Origin of the sequence: Pseudomonas sp. R37(2017) (assembly GCF_002113375.1) — a bacterium.
Lineage (GTDB): Bacteria > Pseudomonadota > Gammaproteobacteria > Pseudomonadales > Pseudomonadaceae > Aquipseudomonas.
In genome coordinates, this window is the sequence record NZ_NEHO01000009.1 from 39649 (window position 1) to 59752 (window position 20104).

At 61.1% G+C, this 20104-nt stretch carries 21 protein-coding genes and 4 tRNA genes; 20 read left to right on the forward strand and 5 right to left on the reverse strand.

Going from position 1 to position 20104, the window contains the following annotated elements; translation table 11 throughout:
• Positions 1 to 7 precede the first annotated feature (7 nt).
• From CAG47_RS16185 to CAG47_RS16225, 9 genes are all read left to right on the forward strand, one after another.
• On the forward strand, positions 8 to 796 hold the full coding sequence (locus tag CAG47_RS16185) for a CoA-transferase subunit beta (RefSeq protein WP_085725864.1): 789 nt from the start codon (positions 8 to 10) through the stop codon (positions 794 to 796).
• Positions 797 to 819: 23 nt separating this feature from the next.
• On the forward strand, positions 820 to 1692 hold the full coding sequence (locus CAG47_RS16190) for an enoyl-CoA hydratase (RefSeq protein ID WP_085725865.1): 873 nt from the start codon (positions 820 to 822) through the stop codon (positions 1690 to 1692).
• A gap of 2 nt (positions 1693 to 1694) precedes the next feature.
• Positions 1695 to 2762 (forward strand): nitronate monooxygenase family protein, encoded by a 1068-nt coding sequence (locus CAG47_RS16195; protein WP_085725866.1) that lies wholly within the window; start codon positions 1695 to 1697, stop codon positions 2760 to 2762.
• 12 nt (positions 2763 to 2774) lie between these two features.
• Entirely contained in the window at positions 2775 to 3530 is a 756-nt protein-coding gene (locus CAG47_RS16200) for an enoyl-CoA hydratase family protein (RefSeq protein ID WP_085725867.1), read from the forward strand.
• A 10-nt stretch (positions 3531 to 3540) separates the two neighbouring features.
• A complete protein-coding gene (locus CAG47_RS16205; RefSeq protein WP_085725868.1) occupies positions 3541 to 4707 on the forward strand; it encodes an acyl-CoA dehydrogenase family protein in 1167 nt (388 codons plus the stop codon).
• Positions 4708 to 4717: 10 nt separating this feature from the next.
• Positions 4718 to 5773, forward strand: a complete 1056-nt coding sequence (locus CAG47_RS16210) for an acyl-CoA dehydrogenase family protein (protein WP_085725869.1) — start codon at positions 4718 to 4720, stop codon at positions 5771 to 5773.
• Between the two features lie 158 nt (positions 5774 to 5931).
• Positions 5932 to 7080 (forward strand): acetyl-CoA C-acetyltransferase, encoded by a 1149-nt coding sequence (locus CAG47_RS16215; protein WP_085725870.1) that lies wholly within the window; start codon positions 5932 to 5934, stop codon positions 7078 to 7080.
• A gap of 160 nt (positions 7081 to 7240) precedes the next feature.
• Positions 7241 to 8116 (forward strand): SDR family oxidoreductase, encoded by an 876-nt coding sequence (locus CAG47_RS16220; RefSeq protein ID WP_085725871.1) that lies wholly within the window; start codon positions 7241 to 7243, stop codon positions 8114 to 8116.
• 192 nt (positions 8117 to 8308) lie between these two features.
• On the forward strand, positions 8309 to 8818 hold the full coding sequence (locus CAG47_RS16225; protein WP_085725872.1) for a DUF1993 family protein: 510 nt from the start codon (positions 8309 to 8311) through the stop codon (positions 8816 to 8818).
• Positions 8819 to 9024: 206 nt separating this feature from the next.
• On the opposite strand, the gene sstT is transcribed toward CAG47_RS16225, so the two are convergent.
• The gene (gene sstT, locus CAG47_RS16230; protein WP_085725873.1) at positions 9025 to 10257 is read right to left on the reverse strand and encodes a serine/threonine transporter SstT; all 1233 of its coding nucleotides are present in this window, start codon (positions 10255 to 10257) and stop codon (positions 9025 to 9027) included.
• Positions 10258 to 10603: 346 nt separating this feature from the next.
• Here sstT and CAG47_RS16235 point away from each other — a divergent pair, with 346 nt between their 5' ends.
• Complete coding sequence (locus tag CAG47_RS16235) at positions 10604 to 11758, forward strand: MFS transporter (protein ID WP_085725874.1); 1155 nt, start codon at positions 10604 to 10606, stop codon at positions 11756 to 11758.
• 4 nt (positions 11759 to 11762) lie between these two features.
• On the opposite strand, the gene nhaR is transcribed toward CAG47_RS16235, so the two are convergent.
• On the reverse strand, positions 11763 to 12662 hold the full coding sequence (gene nhaR / locus CAG47_RS16240; protein WP_085725875.1) for a transcriptional activator NhaR: 900 nt from the start codon (positions 12660 to 12662) through the stop codon (positions 11763 to 11765).
• A gap of 135 nt (positions 12663 to 12797) precedes the next feature.
• Here nhaR and CAG47_RS16245 point away from each other — a divergent pair, with 135 nt between their 5' ends.
• Positions 12798 to 13040, forward strand: coding sequence for a hypothetical protein (locus CAG47_RS16245; protein ID WP_085725876.1), 243 nt, complete (start codon positions 12798 to 12800; stop codon positions 13038 to 13040).
• Between the two features lie 29 nt (positions 13041 to 13069).
• Positions 13070 to 13819 (forward strand): TerC family protein, encoded by a 750-nt coding sequence (locus tag CAG47_RS16250; protein WP_085725877.1) that lies wholly within the window; start codon positions 13070 to 13072, stop codon positions 13817 to 13819.
• Positions 13820 to 13900: 81 nt separating this feature from the next.
• Here CAG47_RS16250 and CAG47_RS28745 read toward each other — a convergent pair whose 3' ends face one another.
• Positions 13901 to 14068 carry a hypothetical protein gene (locus tag CAG47_RS28745; protein WP_177409011.1) on the reverse strand — a complete coding sequence of 56 codons (168 nt, stop codon included), beginning with the start codon at positions 14066 to 14068 and terminating at the stop codon, positions 13901 to 13903.
• 179 nt (positions 14069 to 14247) lie between these two features.
• Here CAG47_RS28745 and CAG47_RS16255 point away from each other — a divergent pair, with 179 nt between their 5' ends.
• From CAG47_RS16255 to CAG47_RS16265, 3 genes are all read left to right on the forward strand, one after another.
• Complete coding sequence (locus tag CAG47_RS16255) at positions 14248 to 14982, forward strand: peptidase C39 family protein (RefSeq protein WP_085725878.1); 735 nt, start codon at positions 14248 to 14250, stop codon at positions 14980 to 14982.
• A gap of 95 nt (positions 14983 to 15077) precedes the next feature.
• The gene (locus tag CAG47_RS16260; protein WP_085725879.1) at positions 15078 to 15284 is read left to right on the forward strand and encodes a DUF6021 family protein; all 207 of its coding nucleotides are present in this window, start codon (positions 15078 to 15080) and stop codon (positions 15282 to 15284) included.
• Positions 15285 to 15301: 17 nt separating this feature from the next.
• A complete protein-coding gene (locus CAG47_RS16265; protein ID WP_085725880.1) occupies positions 15302 to 15517 on the forward strand; it encodes a hypothetical protein in 216 nt (71 codons plus the stop codon).
• A 52-nt stretch (positions 15518 to 15569) separates the two neighbouring features.
• Here the strand turns inward: CAG47_RS16265 and pbpG are convergent, their stop codons facing one another.
• Both pbpG and folD read right to left on the reverse strand, forming a co-directional pair.
• Positions 15570 to 16508, reverse strand: coding sequence for a D-alanyl-D-alanine endopeptidase (gene pbpG, locus CAG47_RS16270; protein ID WP_085725881.1), 939 nt, complete (start codon positions 16506 to 16508; stop codon positions 15570 to 15572).
• 237 nt (positions 16509 to 16745) lie between these two features.
• Positions 16746 to 17600, reverse strand: a complete 855-nt coding sequence (gene folD, locus CAG47_RS16275) for a bifunctional methylenetetrahydrofolate dehydrogenase/methenyltetrahydrofolate cyclohydrolase FolD (RefSeq protein WP_085725882.1) — start codon at positions 17598 to 17600, stop codon at positions 16746 to 16748.
• A gap of 274 nt (positions 17601 to 17874) precedes the next feature.
• Here folD and CAG47_RS16280 point away from each other — a divergent pair.
• From CAG47_RS16280 to tig, 5 genes are all read left to right on the forward strand, one after another.
• Positions 17875 to 17951 (forward strand) — tRNA-Arg (locus tag CAG47_RS16280).
• Positions 17952 to 17983: 32 nt separating this feature from the next.
• A tRNA-His gene (locus CAG47_RS16285) sits at positions 17984 to 18059 on the forward strand.
• 57 nt (positions 18060 to 18116) lie between these two features.
• Positions 18117 to 18201 (forward strand) — tRNA-Leu (locus CAG47_RS16290).
• Between the two features lie 77 nt (positions 18202 to 18278).
• Positions 18279 to 18354, forward strand: a tRNA-His gene (locus CAG47_RS16295).
• Between the two features lie 385 nt (positions 18355 to 18739).
• On the forward strand, positions 18740 to 20050 hold the full coding sequence (tig, locus tag CAG47_RS16300; protein ID WP_085725883.1) for a trigger factor: 1311 nt from the start codon (positions 18740 to 18742) through the stop codon (positions 20048 to 20050).
• Positions 20051 to 20104 lie beyond the last annotated feature (54 nt).

Below are 20104 nucleotides of genomic sequence, written 5' to 3' on the forward strand. Positions count from 1 at the left end.
CCTTTCGATGAGCACTACTGATTTCAGCCTCGCTGAGTTGATGATTTGCGCGGCCTCCGAAGCCTGGCGCGAAGACGGCGAAGTGTTGGCCACCGGCATCGGCGTGATTCCGCGCCTGGCTGCTTCGCTGGCCATGTTGACCAGCAACCCGCAACTGCTGATGACCGATTCCGAGGCCTATATGGTCGCCGAACCGGTGCCCCTGGGCGCACGCAAGGGCTATGAGCCCAAGCGCGACAGCTGGATGGGTTTCTCGCGGATTTTCGACAACGTCTGGGGCGGCAAGCGCCACGCACTGGTCGGCCCGACCCAGATCGACCGCTTCGGCCAGGCGAACATTTCCTGCATCGGCGACTACGCCAAACCCAAGGCGCAGATGCTGGGTGTGCGCGGTTTTCCCGGCAACTCGATCAGCCACGCCAACTCGTTTTGCGTGCCGAGCCACAACCGCCGGGTGTTCGTCGAAGGCGAGGTCGATATGGTCGCCTCGGTCGGCTACAACCCGGCCCGCCTGGCGCGGGGCTGGTCGCTGGACGATATCGATATCCGCCTGATCATCACCGACCTCTGCGTCCTGGATTTCCAGGGCCCGCAGCGGCAGATGCGCATCCGTTCGCTGCACCCCGGCGTGACGGCGGCGCAGGTCCAGGACAACACCGGTTTCGAGCTGCACGTGCCGGACGACTGCCCGACCACGGCTGCACCGACGGCCGAGCAGTTGCAGCTGATCCAGCGTCTGGACCCGCACAACCTGCGCGCCCTGCAACTCAAAGACAACCCGCCAGGCCAACGCTGAGCAACGCGTTGCGGAGAAAAGTGATGGCTGAAAACAACGATAAAGACCTGGCCGACGTGGTGCTTTACGAAGTGCAAGGCGCGGTGGCCCTGGTCACCATGAATCGCCCCGAGTTCCACAACGCGCAGAACTCGCAGATGACCTATGCGCTGGATGCGGCGTTTCGCCGGGCCTGCGATGACGATGAAGTGAAGGTCATCGTGCTGCGTGGCGCCGGCAAGCATTTCTCCGCCGGGCACGACATCGGCACTCCGGGCCGCGACGTCGACAAGAGCTTCGATCGCGCCAGCCTGTGGTATGACCATGTGAACAAACCGGGCGGCGAGTTTCTCTACGCCCGCGAGCAGGAAGTCTATCTGGGCATGTGTAGGCGCTGGCGCGAGATGCCCAAGCCGACCATCGCCATGGTCCAGGGCGCGTGCATCGCCGGTGGCTTGATGCTGGCCTGGGTGTGCGATCTGATCGTCGCCAGCGAGGATGCCTACTTCGCCGATCCGGTGGTGCGCATGGGTATCCCCGGGGTCGAGTACTTCGCTCACGTGCATGAGTTGAACCCGCGCATCGCCAAGGAATTCCTCTTCCTCGGCGAGCGCATGCCGGCACCGCGCGCCTATCAGATGGGCATGCTCAACCGGGTGGTTCCTCGCGACGAGCTGGAGCAACAGACCCTCGACATCGCCGGGCGCATCGCACAAATGCCGCGCCTGGGCCTGCAATTGAGCAAGCAAGCGGTGAACAACGCCGAAGACCTGATGGGCAAGCGCGCGACCATGGACATGGTGTTCGGCCTGCATCACTTCGCCCATGCCCACAATGAACTGGTGTCCGGTGACCGTCTCGGCGGTTACGACGCCAAGGCCATGGCCAGTTCGCAACGTAAAGCGGGCGGGGCGTGAGCATGGCGATCTCGTTGAATACCCGTTTGACACAGCTGCTCGGGTGCCGTTATCCGATCATCCAGACCGCCATGGGCTGGGTCGCCGACCCGAAGCTGGTGGCGGCCACAGGCAATGCCGGTGGCTTCGGTTTTCTCGCCGGGGCGACCATCGAGCCACAGCGGATGGAAGCGGCGATTATCGAAACCCGGCGCCTGACCGATCAGCCGTTCGGGGTGAATTTCCACATGTACCAGGCCAATGCCGGCGAGATTGTCGAACTGGTGTTGCGCCACAAAGTCCGGGCAGTCAGCTACAGCCGTTCGCCGGGCAAACAGATGATCAGTCGCCTGAAGGACGCCGGCGTGGTGTGCATTCCCACGGTCGGTGCGCTCAAGCATGCGCAGAAGGCCGTGGAAATGGGCGCCGATGCGGTGACCGTACAAGGCGGCGAGGGCGGTGGGCACACCGGCTCCGTACCCACCTCGATGCTGCTTGATCAGGTGGTCAACGCGGTGTCGGTACCCGTGGTGGCGGCCGGTGGTTTCAAGGATGGCAAGGGGCTGGTCTCGGCCCTGGCCTACGGCGCCGAAGGCATCGCCATGGGCACGCGCTTCCTGATGTGCGCCGACAGCCCGGTGCCCCAGGCGACCCTGGCGCGCTACCTGGCGGTCAAGGATCCGGCGGCGATCATCATCAGCCGTGCCATCGACGGCATGCCGCAACGGATGATCCGCAACGAGTTGCTCAACCGGCTGGAGAGCAGTGGCGGCCTCAAGCGCCTGTTGTTGGCGTTGCAAAGTGGCCTGGCTTACCGCCGCCACACCGGCATGAGCCTGACGCAACTGCTGAGCAGCGCGCTGAAGATGCGTGGCAGCGGTGAACTGACCGCCGCGCAAAGCATCATGGCCGCCAACGCGCCGATGGTGATCCAGAAAGCCATGGTCGACGGGCAACCGGCCGCGGGCGTGTTGCCCGCCGGGCAGATCGCCGCATCCATCGACAGCTTGCCCAGCTGCGCCCAATTGATTGAACAGATCGTCCGCGACGCCGAAGCGCGCCTGGGCGAGCTGTGCCGCCGTGTGTCGTGAAGGAAAAAAGACATGAAACCATTTAGCGTCAGCATCGATAACGGCATTGCCGAACTGGTCTTCAACCGACCGCCGGTCAACGCCTTCAATTGCCAGGGCTGGGCCGATATCGCCAGCGTGATCGAGAGCCTTGGCCGCAACAGTGATGTGCGGGTGATCGTGATCCGGGCCGAAGGTCGCGGCTTCTGCGCCGGGGTCGACATCAAGGAACTGGCCGCCGACGGCAACCTGATCGTCGCGGTGAACAAGGGCAACTACGACAGTTTCAAGGCGATCCACCGCAATCCGAAACCGGTGATCGTGGCCGTGCACGGCTTCGTGCTGGGTGGCGGCATCGGCATCTGCGGCGCCGCCGACATCATTGTCGCGTCCGAGTGCGCCACCTTCGGCGTGCCGGAAGTGGATCGCGGCGCCATGGGTGGCGGTGCGCACTTGCAGCGCCTGTTCCCGGTACAGAAAGTCCGCCACATGTACTTCACCGGCGAGGCCATCGATGCCGCCGAAGCGTACCGCCTGGGCGCCGTGGAGCGCGTGGTCAAGCGCGAAGACTTGCGCGACGCCGCGTTGCAGATCGCTCGCACCATCGCTGCCAAGAGCCCGGGCATGATCGGCCTGGCCAAGGAAGCGTTGACCGGCATCGAAGACGGCAATCTGGAAGACAAATACCGCTGGGAGCAGGGCTTCACCCTCGAAGCCTACCGCTCACTGGACTCTCAGGAAGCACGCGACTCGTTCGTCGAGAAACGCGATGCCCGATTCAACGGCTGAAGGCATATCCATGGACCTGACCTATACCCCGGCCCAGCAGGCCTTTCGTGCCGAGGCGCGGACCTGGCTGGCGGCCAATGTACCCAGTGAACCGCTGCAATCGTTCGACACCGAACAAGGCTTTGCCCAGCACCGCGTCTGGGAAGCCAAACTCAATGAAGGCCGTTGGGGCATGGTCACCTGGCCGACCGAACTTGGCGGACGCGGCTGCGACCTGATCGAGTGGCTGATTTTCGAAGAGGAATACTACCGTTGCGGCGCACCTGCCCGGGTCAACCAGAACGGCATTTTCCTGCTCGGTCCGACCCTGATGGAGTACGGCAGCGCAGAACAAAAGGCACGGTTTCTGCCGCGCATGGCCACCGGAGAGGACATCTGGGCCCAGGCCTGGTCCGAGCCGGGTGCCGGTTCCGACATGGCGGCGATCCGCTCCAGGGCTGAACGGGTGGGCGACCACTATGTGATCAACGGCCAGAAGACCTGGTCGACCCGCGCGGTGTGGGCCGACTGGGCGTTCGGTATTTTCCGTACCGACTCGCAGTCCCAGCGTCATCACGGCCTGACCTTCATCCTGCTGCCGCTGGACACGCCGGGGATCACCGTGCGTCCGATTCCACAGCTCAACGGCTTGCCGGGCTTCGCCGAGATCTTCTTCGACGACGTCAAGGTGCCGGTGGAAAACGCCCTGGGTGGCGAAGGCATGGGCTGGCATGTGGCGATGTCCACCGCCGGATTCGAGCGCGGCTTGTTGCTGCGTTCGCCAGCGCGCTTCCAGGAAACCGCCAGGCGCCTGGTGCAGCTGTACCTGGCCAACCGCGAGCAGGCCGACCGCGACCCGGCCATAGGCGAGGCCGTGATGCGTGCCTGGCTCGATGCCGAGGCCTACACCCTGAGCACCTACATGACCGCCTCGCAACTGGTGCAGGGCGGCAAGATCGGGCCGGAGTCGTCGACCAACAAGATCTTCTGGTCCGAACTCGATCAGCGCATGCACGACACCGCCATGAGCATTCTCGGATTGCGTGGCGAACTGCTGCCCGATGCCCCCGCCGCCGGTGACGTCGGCCATTGGCTGGAAGGTTTCCTGTTTGCCCAGGCCGGGCCGATCTACGCCGGCACCAACGAGATCCAGCGCAACATCATTGCCGAACGCATGCTCGGCATGCCGCGAGCCTGAGGAATAGACCATGGACTTTAGTTTCAGCCGCGACCAACTGCTGTTCCAGGACAACGTCCGCAGCTTCCTGATCAACGAAGTCACCCCGGAACGCATTCGCGAACTGTGGCAGAGCGATAGCGGGCGCAGTGAACGACTCTGGGCGCAATTGGTGGAACTGGGCCTGACCGCGCTGACGGTGCCCGAGGCTCAGGACGGCATGGGCATGAACGAGCTGGACTTCGTGCTGATCGCTCAGGAATGCGGTTACGCCGGACTGCCCGAACCGCTGGTGGACACCATGCTGGTCGGCGTGCCGTTGCTCGCCGCCCTCGATGAGCGACACGCAGCGCTCAAGCAATACTGGTTGTCGCGGGTCGCCGAAGGCAGCGCGCGGCTTGCGGTTGCCGAGCCGGGCAACCCGCTGGTCAGCGATGCCCATGTTGCCGATCTGCTGTTGCTGGCCCATGGCGATGAAGTGCACGCACTGGAGCGTGATGCCGTGCGCCTGACCCGCAATGAGTCGGTCGATCCGAGCCGCCAGCTGTTCCAGGTCGAGTGGACGCCGGCATCCGCCACCTGTGTCGCCAGCGGCGAACAAGGCCGGCGCTTGTGGGCGGCCGCCTGCAACCGTGGCGCCCTCGCCAGTGCCGCGCAACTGTTGGGGCTGGCCAAACGCATGGTCGACCTGGCGGTGGACTACACCTTCGAGCGCAAGCAGTTCGGCAAGCCGGTCGGTTCGTTCCAGGCGGTCAAGCATTTGATGGCCAATGTCGCGGTGCAGATCGAGTTCGCCAAAGGCCCGCTCTACCGGGCCGCTCATGCGGTGGCCGGGCAGCAGGCGGGGCAGGACGTGCTGGTGTCCCACGCCAAGCTGGCAACGGCGGAAGCGGCGATGCTCGCGGCGAAGAACACCATCCAGGCCCACGGCGCCATGGGTTACACCTGGGAAGTCGATTTGCATCTGTTCATGAAACGCGCCTGGGCGCTGGACAAGGTCTGGGGTGATCGCGGTCATCACAAAGGGCGGATTCGCGCGGCGCTGTTCGATGGCGACTTCGCGCTGGGTGCCGGCAGTACGTTCTAACCGGGCGACTCTATCCCTGTAGGAGCGAGCAGGCTCGCGATAGCGATAGTTCAGTCGACAAAGATGTTGAATGTGCTGACGCCATCGCGAGCATGCTCGCTCCTACAGGTTTTCCGCGCTCTCAATGCCTGATTTCAATTTTTCCACCGAGGTAGACCATGCCTGAAGCCTATATCGTCGACGCCCTGCGCACGCCCACCGGGCGGCGCAAGGGCGGTCTGAGCCAGATTCACGCCGCCGACCTGGGCGCCCACGTATTGCGGGCACTGGTCGAGCGCAATGACATTCCCGACGAGGATTACGACGATGTGATCTTCGGTTGCGTCGACACCATCGGCCCGCTGGCCGGTGACATTGCGCGCACCAGCTGGCTGGCGGCCGGCCTTTCGCAATCGGTGCCGGGCACCACCATTGATCGCCAGTGCGGTTCGTCCCAGCAAGCGGTGCACTTCGCCGCCCAGGCGGTGATGAGCGGCACCCAGGATGTGGTGGTTGCCGGTGGCGTGCAGACCATGACCCAGATCCCGATCTCCTCGGCGATGATCGCTGCCGAGCCGTTGGGCTTCACCGATCCGTTCAGCGGTTCCGAAGGTTGGGTACGGCGCTATGGCGCGCAACCACCGACCCAGTTCCGCTCGGCGCAGATGATCGCGCAAAAGTGGGACCTGTCCCGGGCGCAGCTCGAAGCCTATTCGCTGGAGTCCCATCGACGTGCCTTGCAGGCGATCGCGCAGGGTCGCTTCAACCGCGAGATCGTGCCCTTGGCCGGTGTGTTGCAAGACGAAACGCCGCGTCAGACCAGCCTGGAGAAAATGGCCGAGCTGGAATTCCTGTTCGGCTGCGACCGGGTGACCGCCGCGGTGTCGAGCCAGACCTGCGACGCGGCCAGCGCGATGCTGATCGTCTCGGAAGCGGCGCTCAAGCGTTACGGCCTGACGCCACGGGCACGCATCCACCACCTGAGCGTGCGCGCCGAAGACCCGGTCTGGATGCTTACCGCACCGATCCCGGCCACCGCCTACGCGCTCAAGCGCGCCGGCATGAAGCTCGAAGACATCGACCGCGTAGAGATCAACGAGGCCTTCGCTTCGGTGGCCATGGCCTGGCTGAAAGAGACGGGCTACCCCCATGACCAGACCAACGTCAATGGCGGCGCGATCGCCCTCGGCCATCCGCTGGGCGCCACCGGCACCCGTTTGATGTGCAGCCTGCTGCATGAGCTGGAACGCAGCGGCGGTCGCTTCGGCCTGCAGACCATGTGCGAAGGCGGTGGTCAGGCCAACGTGACGATCATCGAGCGTTTGTGACTCCACGCGCACTGAACCTGTAGGAGCGAGCACGCTCGCGATGGTCGTTAACGAATACGCGGTGTCTCTGGATGCCCGCGTTGTCTGGGCAACCATCGCGAGCATGCTCGCTCCTACAGGGGATTGTGTCGACTTGTGATGAATTTTAAGGATGTAGAACATGAAGATCTGTGAAAACCGCGTCGTGATCATCACCGGTGCCGGCGGTGGCCTGGGCCGCGCCTACGCACTGGCCTTCGCCGCTGAAGGCGCGAAGGTGGTGGTCAACGACATCAACCGCGAAGCGGCATTGGCCGTGGTCGGCGAAATCCTCGGGCAGGGCGGCAGCGCCGTGGCCAACAGCGACGACATCACCCGCTATGATTCGGCGGGGTTGATCGTGCGCCAGGCCATCGAAACCTTCGGCGACCTCAACGTGGTGGTCAACAACGCCGGCATCTGCCGCGACCGCATGTTCGCCAGCCTCAGCGAAGGCGACTGGGACGCCGTGGTGGCTGTGCACCTCAAAGGGCACTTCTGTATTTCCAGCCACGCCGTGAAGTACTGGCGCGAGCAGGTCAAGGGGGGCGCCAGGGTCGCTGCGCGGATCATCAACACCAGTTCCGGCGCCGGTTTGCAGGGCTCCATTGGCCAGTCCAACTACGCCGCGGCCAAGGGCGGCATCGCTTCGCTGACGCTGGTGCAGGCCGCTGAACTGCGCCGCTACGGGATCACCGCCAACGCCCTGGCGCCGGCCGCACGGACCGGGATGACCGAGCAAGTGTTCGCCGAAACCATGAAAAAGCCAGAAGAGGGCTTCGATTACTTCGCCCCGGAAAACGTCGCGCCGCTGGTGGTGTGGCTGGGTTCCGAGGCTTCCGCCGAGGTGACCGGGCAGATGTTTGAAGTCGAGGGCGGCAATTTGTCGATCGCCGACGGCTGGCGCCGTGGTCCGCAACTGGATCGCCAGGGCCGCTGGGCGGTGGGCGAGATGGGTGAGGCGATTGCACAGTTGATGGCCGAGGCCGTTCCCGCGGCGAAGGTTTACGGCAGCTGAAAAAGAACGGTCTCGGATGGTCGGTGCGCGGCTATAATCGGCCCCTGATACCGATCACCCTGTAGGAGCGAGCAAGCTCGCGAGGGTCGTCAACGATAACGCTGGCTGCCTGACACCCCGCGGTGTTCAGTCCTCCATCGCGAGCATGCTCGCTCCTACAGGTGTCCATTCTCCCTCCTGACGAGACCTGCCATGACCATTTCCCTGTACGACGCTTCCATCCCAGTTCTCCAGCAAATGCTCAACGCCCTCAGCGGTGTGCTGAAAAAGGCCGAAGCCCACGCCACCGAGAAAAACATCGACCCGAACGCGTTCCTGCAAGCGCGTCTGTTCCCGGATATGTTCCCGCTGGTACGTCAGGTGCAGATCGCCGTTGATTTCGCCAAAGGCATTTCTTCGCGTCTGGCCGAAGTCGAACTGCCGAAGTACGACGACACTGAAACCACCTTCGCCGAGCTGCAAGCACTGATCGCCAAGGTTCTGGCTTATATCGGTGAGTTCAAGCCCGAGCAGATCAACGGCAAGGAAGGCATCGAGATCGTCACCCGTCCGGGTACGCCCAAAGAGAAGCGCTTCAGCGGCCAGTCGTACCTGCTGACCTACGGCCTGCCGCAGTTCTTCTTCCACGTCACCACCACTTACGCTCTGCTGCGCCACAACGGCGTGGAAGTGGGCAAGCGTGATTACATGGGCGCGTTCTAAACCGTCCAGGTACAAAAAAGCCCCCGTCGCCTCAGGCAGCGGGGGCTTTTTCAACTGCACCACGCCTCCTGTAGGAGCGGGTGCCCGCTTGCGGCAAGCTCGCGATGGTGGACCAGGCACCTCGGGGTATCAGGCTGCCCGCGTCATCGTTGACGACCATCGTCGGAACGCCGCCCGGAGCTTGCTCGCTCCTACAGGGATTTTTATCAGGCCAGGCGTTCTGCCTTTGCCTCTTCACCCAGGCAAGCCGCCGCGGTGAACAGCACATCGGTAGACGAGTTCAACGCAGTCTCGGCCGAATCCTGCAACACACCGATGATGAAACCGACCGCCACCACCTGCATGGCGATTTCGCTCGGGATGCCGAACAGGCTGCACGCCAGTGGAATCAGCAACAGCGAACCACCGGCCACACCCGAAGCACCGCAGGCGCAGATCGCCGCGACGACGCTCAGCAGGATCGCGGTGGGAATGTCCACGGCGATGCCGAGGGTATGCACGGCTGCCAGGGTCAGCACGGTGATGGTGATCGCCGCACCGGCCATGTTGATGGTTGCACCCAGCGGGATCGATACCGAGTAGGTGTCTTCGTGCAGGCCCAGGCGTTTGCTCAGTTCCAGGTTGACTGGAATGTTCGCCGCCGAACTGCGGGTGAAGAACGCGGTGATGCCGCTCTCGCGCAGGCAGGTCAGCACCAGCGGGTACGGGTTGCGGCGCAGTTTCCAGAACACGATGAGCGGGTTCATCACCAGCGCGACGAACAGCATGCAGCCGAGCAGCACGACCAGCAGGTGCGCGTAGCCGAGCAGGGCACCGAAGCCGGAAGTGGCCAGGGTCGAAGCCACCAGGCCGAAGATGCCCAGCGGGGCGAAGCAGATCACCAGGCGCACGATCACCGTCACGCCATTGGACAAGTCACCGAGCACTTCACGGGTGGTGTCACCGGCATGGCGGATGGCGATACCCATGCCGATGGCCCAGGCCAGAATGCCGATGAAGTTGGCGTTCATCAGGGCGCTGACCGGATTATCGACCACGCTCAGCAACAGGCTTTGCAACACTTCGCCAATCCCGCCGGGTGCCGTGACCGCGACGTCCTGGGTCGAAAGCACCAGGCTCGACGGGAACATCATGCTGGCAATCACCGCGACCACGGCGGCGGCGAAAGTGCCCAGCAGATACAAAAACAGAATCGGCCGGATATGGGTTTCCTGCCCGTGCTTGTGGTTGGCGATGGAGGCCATGACCAGCACGAACACCAGAATCGGCGCGACCGCTTTCAGCGCGGAGACAAACACTTTGCCGATGAACGCCGTGGACTTCGCCACGTCAGGGGCGAACAGGGCCAGGGCAATACCGGCGATCAGGCCGATCACGATCTGGGTGACCAGGCTCAAGCGTTTCAGGCGTTGCAACAGGGAAGGGGATGAAGCAGTCATAAAACGGCATCTCGGATTTTTTATAAGTGCATGGTTTCGCAGGCTGGCGGCGACAAACAGGGCAGGCCGCAGGCAGGAAACCGAGAGAGCAACACGTGGCTAATGCCAGCGCTGATTCCTGTGGCGAGGGAGCAAGTTCCCTCGCCACAAGGGGCGCGGACTTTATCACAGCGCAGGCCGGATCCTTCAGACCTGTGACGAACTGCCACCCTGGCATTCAACGCGAATTGCAGGTTCATGCAACCGCATCCGAAAACACTCTGTTAAGATTCGCCATCCTCATTTTCATGTCTGCCAGTGGGCCTTCGGGCTATCGCTGGTGTCGTCGTTTTTTCTGGAGTCATGCATGTTGTTGCCCATTCTTCTGTTGTCTGCCGCCGGTTTCACGGTGCTGACCACGGAATTCATCATCGTCGGCCTGCTGCCGGCCATCGCCCGGGACCTGGCCGTCAGCATCCCGCAGGCCGGTTTGCTGGTGACCTTGTTCGCCTTCACCGTGGCCGCGTTCGGGCCGTTCCTGACGGCGTACTTCGCCCGCTTCGAACGGCGCAAGCTGTTCATCTCGGTGCTGATCATGTTTGGCCTGGCCAACACGCTGGCGGCGTTGGCGCCGAACATCTGGGTGATGGCGTTTGCCCGGTTGATCCCGGCGCTGGGGCTGCCGGTGTTCTGGGCGCTGGCCAGCGAGACGGCGGTGGACATCGTCGGGCCGGATTACGCCGGGCGCGCCATCGCCAAGATCGGCTTCGGCATTGTCTGTGCCACGGTGTTCGGGATTCCGGTGGGCACGCTGATTTCCGATGCGTTCGGCTGGCGCAGTGCCTTTGCGATTCTGGCATTCATCGCCTTTGCCAAGGCGTTGCTGCTGTTTATCTACCTGCCGAAAACCCATCTGCACCAGCACCAGGCGAGCTTCCTGTCGCAGTTCAGGATTCTGCGCAGCCCGCTGATGCTGGGGCATGTGTTGCTGTCGGTGATTGTGTTCAGCGGCATGTTCACGGCTTACACCTACCTGGCCGACATTCTCGAACGCCTGGCCGGTTTCAACGGCACTGTGGTCGGCTGGTGCCTGATGGGCTTCGGCGCGGTCGGGCTGATCGGCAACTCCCTGGGCGGCCGGGCAGTGGATCGTCATCCACTGATGGCATCGATGATGTTCTGCGCGTTCATGATTGCCGGCCTGGTGGCGCTGGTGCCGAACATTCATTCGCCGGTCGGCCTGGCGGCGGCGATGGGCATCTGGGGCGTGACTCAGGCGGCGTTGTTCCTGGTCAGCCATGTGCGCCTGATGAAAGCCGCGCCCGAAGCGCCAGCGTTCGCCGCGTCGCTGAACATCGCCGGGGCCAACCTCGGTATCGGCCTGGGCGCGGTGATCGGGGGGCGGGTGATCGACAGCGTCGGCCTGCAAGGCCTTGGCTTCGCCGCGGCGGCGTTTATCCTCGCCTCGATCCTGCTGGCGATCGCGCTGATGACCTTCAAGCCTCGGGAGGTCTGCGCCTGAGGCGCTAGAACGCGGTAAACAGCTCGCGTCGGGCACCTTCGGTAATGGCGACAATGCCGGGGTGCCTGACCTTGCGCTCTACTGAAATGGCATAGAACGACTCGCTCACGGTGTCGGTCTGGCCGATCACTTCCACGCCATATTGGCGTTGCACTTCATCGGCAATCACGCTCGGGCCGATGAATATCCCGCTGCCGGACTGGCCGAAGGCCTGCATCAGGGCGCTGTCATCGAATTCGCCGACGATCTGCGGCTGGACCTGCTGTTCGACAAACCAGCGTTGCAAGCGACTGCGCACCACGGTTTCCGGACCGGGAATCAGCAGTGGCGCACCGTGCAGATTGCGTGGGAAGTCATGTCCATAACGTGCCGCGAGCTCAGGGGTGGCGAAAAAGCTGATCCCGCACTCTCCGAGTTTCTGGCTGTAGCCCTTGATGTCCAGGTGCGACGGCATCGGGCTGTCGGATATCACCAGGTCCAGGCGCTGGATCGCCAGATCGGCCAACAAACGTTCAAGTTTGTCTTCCCGGCACGTGATGCGCAGCGGTTCGCTCAGCTCCATGGTCGGTGCAATCAGGCGATAGACGATGGATTTGGGCACCACGTCGGCCACCCCTACGCGAAACAGGATCTGCTGTTCATTGGGTTGTGCCCGCAGCATGAGTTCCAGTTCGCCCCCCAACTGAAACATTTGCTCGGCGTAGGGCAGCGCCTGGCGCCCGGCCTCGGTCAGTTCGAGTTGCCGTCCGACGCGCCGAAACAACTCGATTCCAAAGGTCTGTTCCAGTAATGAAATCTGCCCGCTGATGGTTTGCGGCGTGAGATTGAGCTGTTCGCAGGCGCGCACGATGCTGCCGGTCTTGGCCACCACCCAGAAGTAATGCAATTGCCGATAGTTGAGCATGGCGATCCATAGTTCGTAAAAACCGAAGTATAGCCGCTGAAAATACGAATTTTCCTGAACTATTCACTTCCCTAGAATGCATCGCTATCAACGGGCCATCGTTCAGGTCCCGTTCGTTCTATCGAGGATTGCATCATGAAGCTGAAAACCACGGCACTGCTGTTCACGTCTTTACTGGTACTGGCCGGTTGCGACCAGGCCGAGAAAAGCGCGCAGCAGTTGATGGGCAAGGCTGCCGAAAGTGCCAAACAGGCGATTGACGATACGCACAAGGCCGCCCAACAGGCCCTCAGCGATGCCACCAGCGGGTTGAACAGCAAAAAAGAATCATCGGAAAAAGATGCGGAAAAGTCCGAATCTTCCTCCCAGGAAATCTAAACCGCATTACAACGAGTCAGGACTGACCCATGGACTACCTTTTACAACTTGCCGCCAGCCCCACCGCCTGGGTCGCCCTGGCTACCCTGGTCGTGATGGAAATCGTGCTCGGCATCGATAACCTGATCTTCATCTCGATCCTGACCAACAAGCTGCCCTTGCACAATCGACAGAGGGCACGGCGCATCGGTATCGGCATGGCGTTGATCCTGCGTCTGGGCCTGCTGAGCACCATCGCGTTCATCGTGCAGTTGACGGCCCCGGTGATCGAGATTCTCGGCCACGCGTTTTCCTGGAAAGACATGATCCTGATTGCCGGTGGTCTGTTCCTGTTGTGGAAGGCGACCACGGAGATCCATCACAGCATGGACCCGGCACCGGAGGATCCGAAGACGGCGACCTCGACCGTGACCCTGGGCTTTGCCGCTGCGATCGGTCAGATCCTGATGCTGGACATGGTGTTCTCCATCGACAGCATCATTACCGCTGTCGGCATGACCGAGCATTTGCCGATCATGGTCATTGCGGTGGTGGTGTCGGTACTGGTGATGTTGCTGGCTGCCGATCCGCTGGCCAAGTTCATCAACGACAACCCGACGGTGGTGATGCTGGCCCTGGGCTTCCTGATCATGATCGGCATGACGCTGATCGCCGAAGGCTTCGGCGCCCACGTACCGAAAGGCTACGTCTATGCGGCCATGGCATTCTCGGCTTCGATCGAGGTGTTGAACATGATGTCCCGCCGGGCCAGGCAGAAGCGGCTAGCGACTGAAGCTTAAGCGCCGCTGTAACGAAACGGCCGCCTGAACTCCCGGAGTGCAGGCGGCCGTTTTTTTGTGGATATCGGCTGAAAGTCTTCGTCAGTGGGCGTTGACGTGTTGGCTGGGCGACTCGTCCGCCTGCGGTGCAGGTGCCGGCTGAACAGGGTGATGGTGACGGCGAGTAATGCGCAGTACGCCCCACAGCATGGCAGCGGCTACAGCCAGCCATCCGCCTATCAACATTGCAATGATCAGGGTCAGGCTCATCTGTGCCTCCTCTTTGCCCTGCTGCGAGCACACACGCTTCGCTGTCGTCTCTTTAGGGAACAGTCTAGCCGTTGGTGCATTTCAGGCTATTGACCGAAAGTCGGCAGTCACTAACCAGTTTGCTCTATCGAATGTGCTCGACTGCCGTTTTAAGCTATACCGAAGCGGCGCGGCGCCCTATGATCGACGACCAAGCCGGGAATGGGATTGCCTGGCATTTGAACCTGAACAAGAGAGCGATGATGGTGCGGGTATTTTCTCGATTTTTGTCGACCATGCTGATCGCCGGTTGCGTGACAAGCCTGGCGGGCTGTGCCGGGAGCGTTGCCCCCGAGATCAAGCGTTTGCCGGAGCGCGTCGAACTCAGCGGCCGATTCTACCGGGGCAATGCCTATCAAAGCGGGCCCCAGGTGCTGGCCAGCATGCTGTCCCAGCAGGGCGTCGTGATCACCCCGGGTCTGCTCGACAAGCCCTTGCATCTGCCGGGGGGCGAGGCTCAATTGCAGCAGAGCATGCAGAACCTGGCCCGCGAGTACGGAATGGTCGTTTATCCCCTCGACAACGACCTTGCGGCCTTGTTGACGCAAGTCGCCGCCGGTTATCCGGTGATGGTGCGCTTCACCGAAGGCTCGGCCATGTGGGCCGAACCGCGTTACGCCATTCTCTCCGGCTACAACCGCCAGAAGCAGACAGTCCTGTTGCGTGCCGGGATGAATCACCGCGAACTGATGAGCTTCGGCTCCTTCGAGTCCGCGTTCAGGGACGCCGGCGGTTGGGCCGTGCTGATCCAGAGTCCGACGCAGATCCCGGCCAATGTCGATCAGCAGCGTTGGCTCAAGGCCGCCAACGATCTGGCCCAGGCCGGCCAGGAACAAGCGGCCGCGAAGGCTAAAAAGGCCTTGGCCGCACACTAAGCCCGTTGGTCACCCGGCGGGCACCATCGCTCGCCGACAGCCTCTGATATCCAAGGGCCCGGGTCATTGTTCCGGGCCGAGATCAGGAGGTGCCCATGGCTCATTCCACTACGCCCGTCGGTCCGCACTCGTCTGAGCATTCATCCGGCAATGAACTGGGTTTCGATCCGGATTCTCCAGACCTTTGCGATCCACAGGTCGACCCGATCGGGCCCGCCAAGGCACCAAGAGACGTGAAGCCGGGTGACAACCCCAAGACTCCGGCCAAGCCCTACGATCCACTCGGTGATCTGAAACCCTAGGCTCAAAGGAGGTGTGTATGTCCACTGATTCGAGTTTCGACGACAAACGTCCGGAAACTGTCCCCACAACCCCCGAGCAAGGCACCGATCCGGTGATGGATCCGGACAGCCCGTTGCGGGATCCTCTGGCGCGGCCAACGGTAGTGCCCACTGAGCGGCCGAAGGGTTGGAAAGATCCGAGTGCCGGTGACGGGATACCGGACGACGACCAGATGCCGCTGCCGAACGATTGAATCTCGGGCGAAAAAAAGCCCCGGACGATCGGGGCCTTTTGATTGCGTTTGGTTACTTCGAGGCTTCAACCACGCCGCTTTGGCGTTGCTTGAGGTTTTTATCCGATTTGTACTGCAGGGCCACCGAAGGCACGTCAGCGCTGTGCCCGGTTTCGACCCAGTTGCGCATGCGCGTGGCATCGGCAAAGTGGGTGTACTTGCCATAGGCGTCAAGGACCACCAGGGCCACCGGGCGGTTGGCCATCCGGGTCACCAGTACCAGGCAGTGACCGGCTTCGTTGGTGAAACCGGTTTTTGTCAGCTGGATGTCCCAGTCCGGCTTGCGGACCAAATGGTCGGTGTTGCGGAAACCCAGGCTGTAGTTGGGTTTGCGAAACGTAACGGTTTTTTCCTTGGTCGTACTCAATTCGGTCAGCAGTGGGTACTTGTGCGCGGCGATCAACAGCTTGCTGAGGTCACGAGCGGTCGACACGTTGCGCGGGGAGAGACCGGTCGGCTCGACGAAATGCGTGTTGGTCATGCCCAGCGCCCGGGCCTTGGCGTTCATTGCGGCAATGAACGCGGCGTAACCGCCTGGATAGTGGTGCGCCAGAGTCGCGGCGGCGCGGTTTTCCGAGGACATCAGGGCAATCAGCAGCATTTCCCGGCGCGTCAGTTCGCTGCGCAGCTTGACCCGGGAGAACACGCCTTTCATTTCCGGTGTGTCGTTGATGTTGACGTCGATGTATTCGTCCATGTTCTGGCGAGATTCAACCACGACCAGGCCAGTCATCAACTTGCTGACGGAAGCGATCGGCACCACTACGTCAGGATTGCTGGCATAGATGACTTTGTTGGTCTGCATGTCCAGCAGCAAACTGCTGCCGGAGGCGAGCTTGAGTGTCTTCGTATCACGCGGCGCAGCGGTGGTATCGCCAGCGTTGGCGAGGGGCGTGATGAAAGTCCCGGTAATTGCAAAAAACAGACTCAGGATGGAAAGACGGATTTTCACGCTGGCAGACTCATAAAGGGTGTTGATAAGCCGTTTTGTAACGGGCTGTTTCCTGAAAAGCGCGACATTCTGGAGTATGGCTGAATAACTGTCGATGGTTGTTCAAGTAACAGGTGAAAGTCCTGAGAAACATGAAAGAAAAGTCATTTTCCGGCGGGCGGTCGGTGTTTCTTTCGGGCATGAAAAACCCCGCCATGGCGGGGTTCCTCGTTGCGCTGACAACGTTCGCGTTGAAATTCAGCTGTGCAGGGCTTCAGCGGCGTACAGGGTGTTCTCCAGCAGGCAGGCACGCGTCATCGGACCTACGCCGCCCGGTACCGGGGTAATCCAGCCGGCGCGGGGCAGGGCGGTTTCGTAGATCACGTCACCGACCAGCTTGCCGTCTTCCTGACGGTTGATGCCGACATCGATCACGATCGCGCCTTCCTTGATCCATTCGCCCTTGACCAGGCCTGGCTTGCCGGCGGCGACGACGACCAGGTCCGCACGGCCGACATGGCCGGCCAGGTCCTTGGTAAAACGGTGGGTGACGGTCACGGTGCAACCGGCCAGCAGCAATTCCATGGCCATCGGGCGGCCAACGATATTGGATGCTCCGACAACCACGGCATTCATCCCGTAGAGATCGGCCCCGGTGCTTTCCAGCAGGGTCATGATGCCTTTGGGGGTGCATGGGCGCAGCAGAGGAATGCGCTGGGCCAGGCGACCGACGTTATAAGGATGGAAACCGTCGACGTCTTTATCCGGGCGAATGCGCTCCAGCAGTTTGGAAGCGTCCAGGTGTTCAGGTAGCGGAAGCTGAAGCAGAACACCGTCGATCGCAGGGTCGTCGTTCAGGCGATCGATCAGTTCGGTCAGCGCTTCTTGAGTGGTTTCGGAAGGCAGGTCGTAAGCTTGGGATAGAAAGCCGACCTCTTCACAGTCTTTACGCTTGTGCGAGACATAAACCTGAGAGGCAGGATCGCTGCCGACCAGGATCACCGCAAGGCCGGGCGTGCGCAGGCCTTGCTCGCGACGCTCGGTGACACGTTGGGCGATCTGCTGGCGCAGGCTGGCGGCGATCGATTTGCCGTCGATTAGTTGTGCAGTCATTGCGCGTGATTAACCATCGAGAGGGGAAAAAAAGAGAGCGCATTCTCGCATGTCATGCGGTGAGGGCAAAGGCGCTTGGTCTGCAAATTCCCCTAACTCCTTTAATTAAATGAATTTTTTTTAAAAATGATTTGACGACCTTCAGGGGGCTCTATACTATTCGTCGCACTTGTCGGGCACAGCCTAGCACTGGTTGGGAAGGTCGAGTGGAATCACGGTTCTGCAAGACTGGAAAGCACTTAGTTTGTAGTCCTCCAAGGGTACAGCTAACAAGGCGCCCGTAGCTCAGCTGGATAGAGCATCCGCCTTCTAAGCGGATGGTCGCAGGTTCGAGTCCTGCCGGGTGCGCCATTAGGCAGCATTGGCACAAGTAGCGTTATATGGTGGGCGTAGCTCAGTTGGTAGAGCACGGGATTGTGACTCCCGTTGTCGTGGGTTCGATCCCCATCGTCCACCCCATATTTCGAAAGGCGCCAGATTAACAGTCTGGCGCCTTTGCTTTAAAAAGCTTCATCCGCGGATGTGGTGGAATTGGTAGACACACTGGATTTAGGTTCCAGCGCCGCGAGGCGTAAGAGTTCGAGTCTCTTCATCCGCACCAAATAAAGCTTCGCTCGGGTTGTTTGTCTGGGTGGAGCTTAATGAAGAAGTTGTTTGGCTTCTTTAACAGGCAATATGGTGGGCGTAGCTCAGTTGGTAGAGCACGGGATTGTGACTCCCGTTGTCGTGGGTTCGATCCCCATCGTCCACCCCATATTTCGAAAGGCGCCAGATTGAAAAGTCTGGCGCCTTTTTTGTTTCAGCGGCCGCAGGTTCCGGGTCGCAGGGGTGGGGCGTTTCGTCGTATTTATGTTTCTCGATGATGCGGTCCTGTCCGCCGACCTTGCTTGCGAGATCGGCTGTCAGGGAGATGATTGGCGACCGCTTCTATATAGGAAGGGTTGGCGCAGAGCCCTGGCGTGATTGGTTGTATTTGCCATCGGGGCGAAGTGCATTCGTGCATTCGCACCTTTAAATTGCCTGCTGCTTTTTTACCCGTTTTCAGTAGGGTGACTTCTTGAGTTTGACCCACTAGAATGCATGCCCTTGATTCTGGGGTCGGAAACGGCCGGCTAACGTCTGTGCAACGAGGAATATCCATGCAAGTTTCTGTTGAAAATACTACTGCTCTTGAGCGCCGCATGAGCGTCACCGTGCCGGCTGAGCGCATCGAGAGCCAGGTCAACAAGCGTCTGCAGCAGACTGCCCAAAAGGCCAAGATTGCTGGCTTCCGTCCAGGCAAAGTGCCAATGAGCGAAATCAAGCGCCGTTTCGGTGCTGACGCTCGCCAGGAAGCTGTAGGCGATGTGATCCAGTCTTCCTTCTATGAAGCTGTGGTTGAGCAGAAGCTGAACCCGGCTGGTTCGCCGTCGATCGAGCCTAAATCCCTGGAAGCGGGCAAGGACCTGGAATACGTAGCCGTGTTCGAAGTGTTCCCTGAGTTCACCGTTGCCGGTTTCGAAGGTATCACCGTCGAGCGCCTGAGCGCTGACGTGGCTGATGCCGATTTGGACAAGATGCTGGAAATCCTGCGCAAGCAGAACACCCGTTTCGAAGTGGCCGAACGCGCTGCCCAGAACGAAGATCAGTTGAACATCGATTTCGTCGGCAAGGTCGACGGTGAAGTGTTCGCAGGTGGTTCCGCCAAGGGTACTCAGCTGGTTCTGGGTTCCGGCCGCATGATCCCGGGTTTCGAAGATGGTCTGGTTGGCGCCAAGGCCGGCGAAGAGCGCGTTCTGAACCTGACTTTCCCAGAGGACTACCAGAACCTGGACCTGGCTGGTAAAACCGCCGAGTTCACCGTGACTGTCAACACTGTTTCCGAGCCGAAGCTGCCAGAACTGACCGAAGAATTCTTCGCTCAGTTCGGTATCAAGGAAACCGGTCTGGAAGGCTTCCGCGCCGAAGTTCGCAAGAACATGGAGCGCGAGCTGCGTCAGGCGATCAAATCCAAGGTCAAGAATCAGGTAATGGACGGTCTGCTGGCCACCAACCCGATCGAAGTGCCAAAGGCTCTGCTGTCCAACGAAGTTGACCGTCTGCGCGTGCAGGCTGTTCAGCAGTTCGGCGGCAACATCAAGCCTGACCAACTGCCGGCCGAGCTGTTCGAAGAGCAAGCCAAGCGTCGCGTAGTACTGGGTCTGATCGTGGCTGAAGTGGTCAAGCAATTCGACCTGAAGCCTGACGAAGCCCGCGTTCGCGAGATGATTCAGGAAATGGCTTCCGCCTACCAGGAGCCTGAGCAAGTTGTGTCCTGGTACTACAAAAACGACCAGCAACTGAACGAAGTTCGTTCGGTTGTGCTGGAAGAGCAAGTTGTGGATACTGTTCTGCAGAAAGCTAGCGTGACCGACAAATCGGTCTCTTACGAAGAAGCGGTCAAGCCGGTAGAAGCACCAAAAGCCGACTGATCACCTTTGCGGTAAGAAGCAAACACCATAAGCCAGCCTTCGTGCTGGCTTATG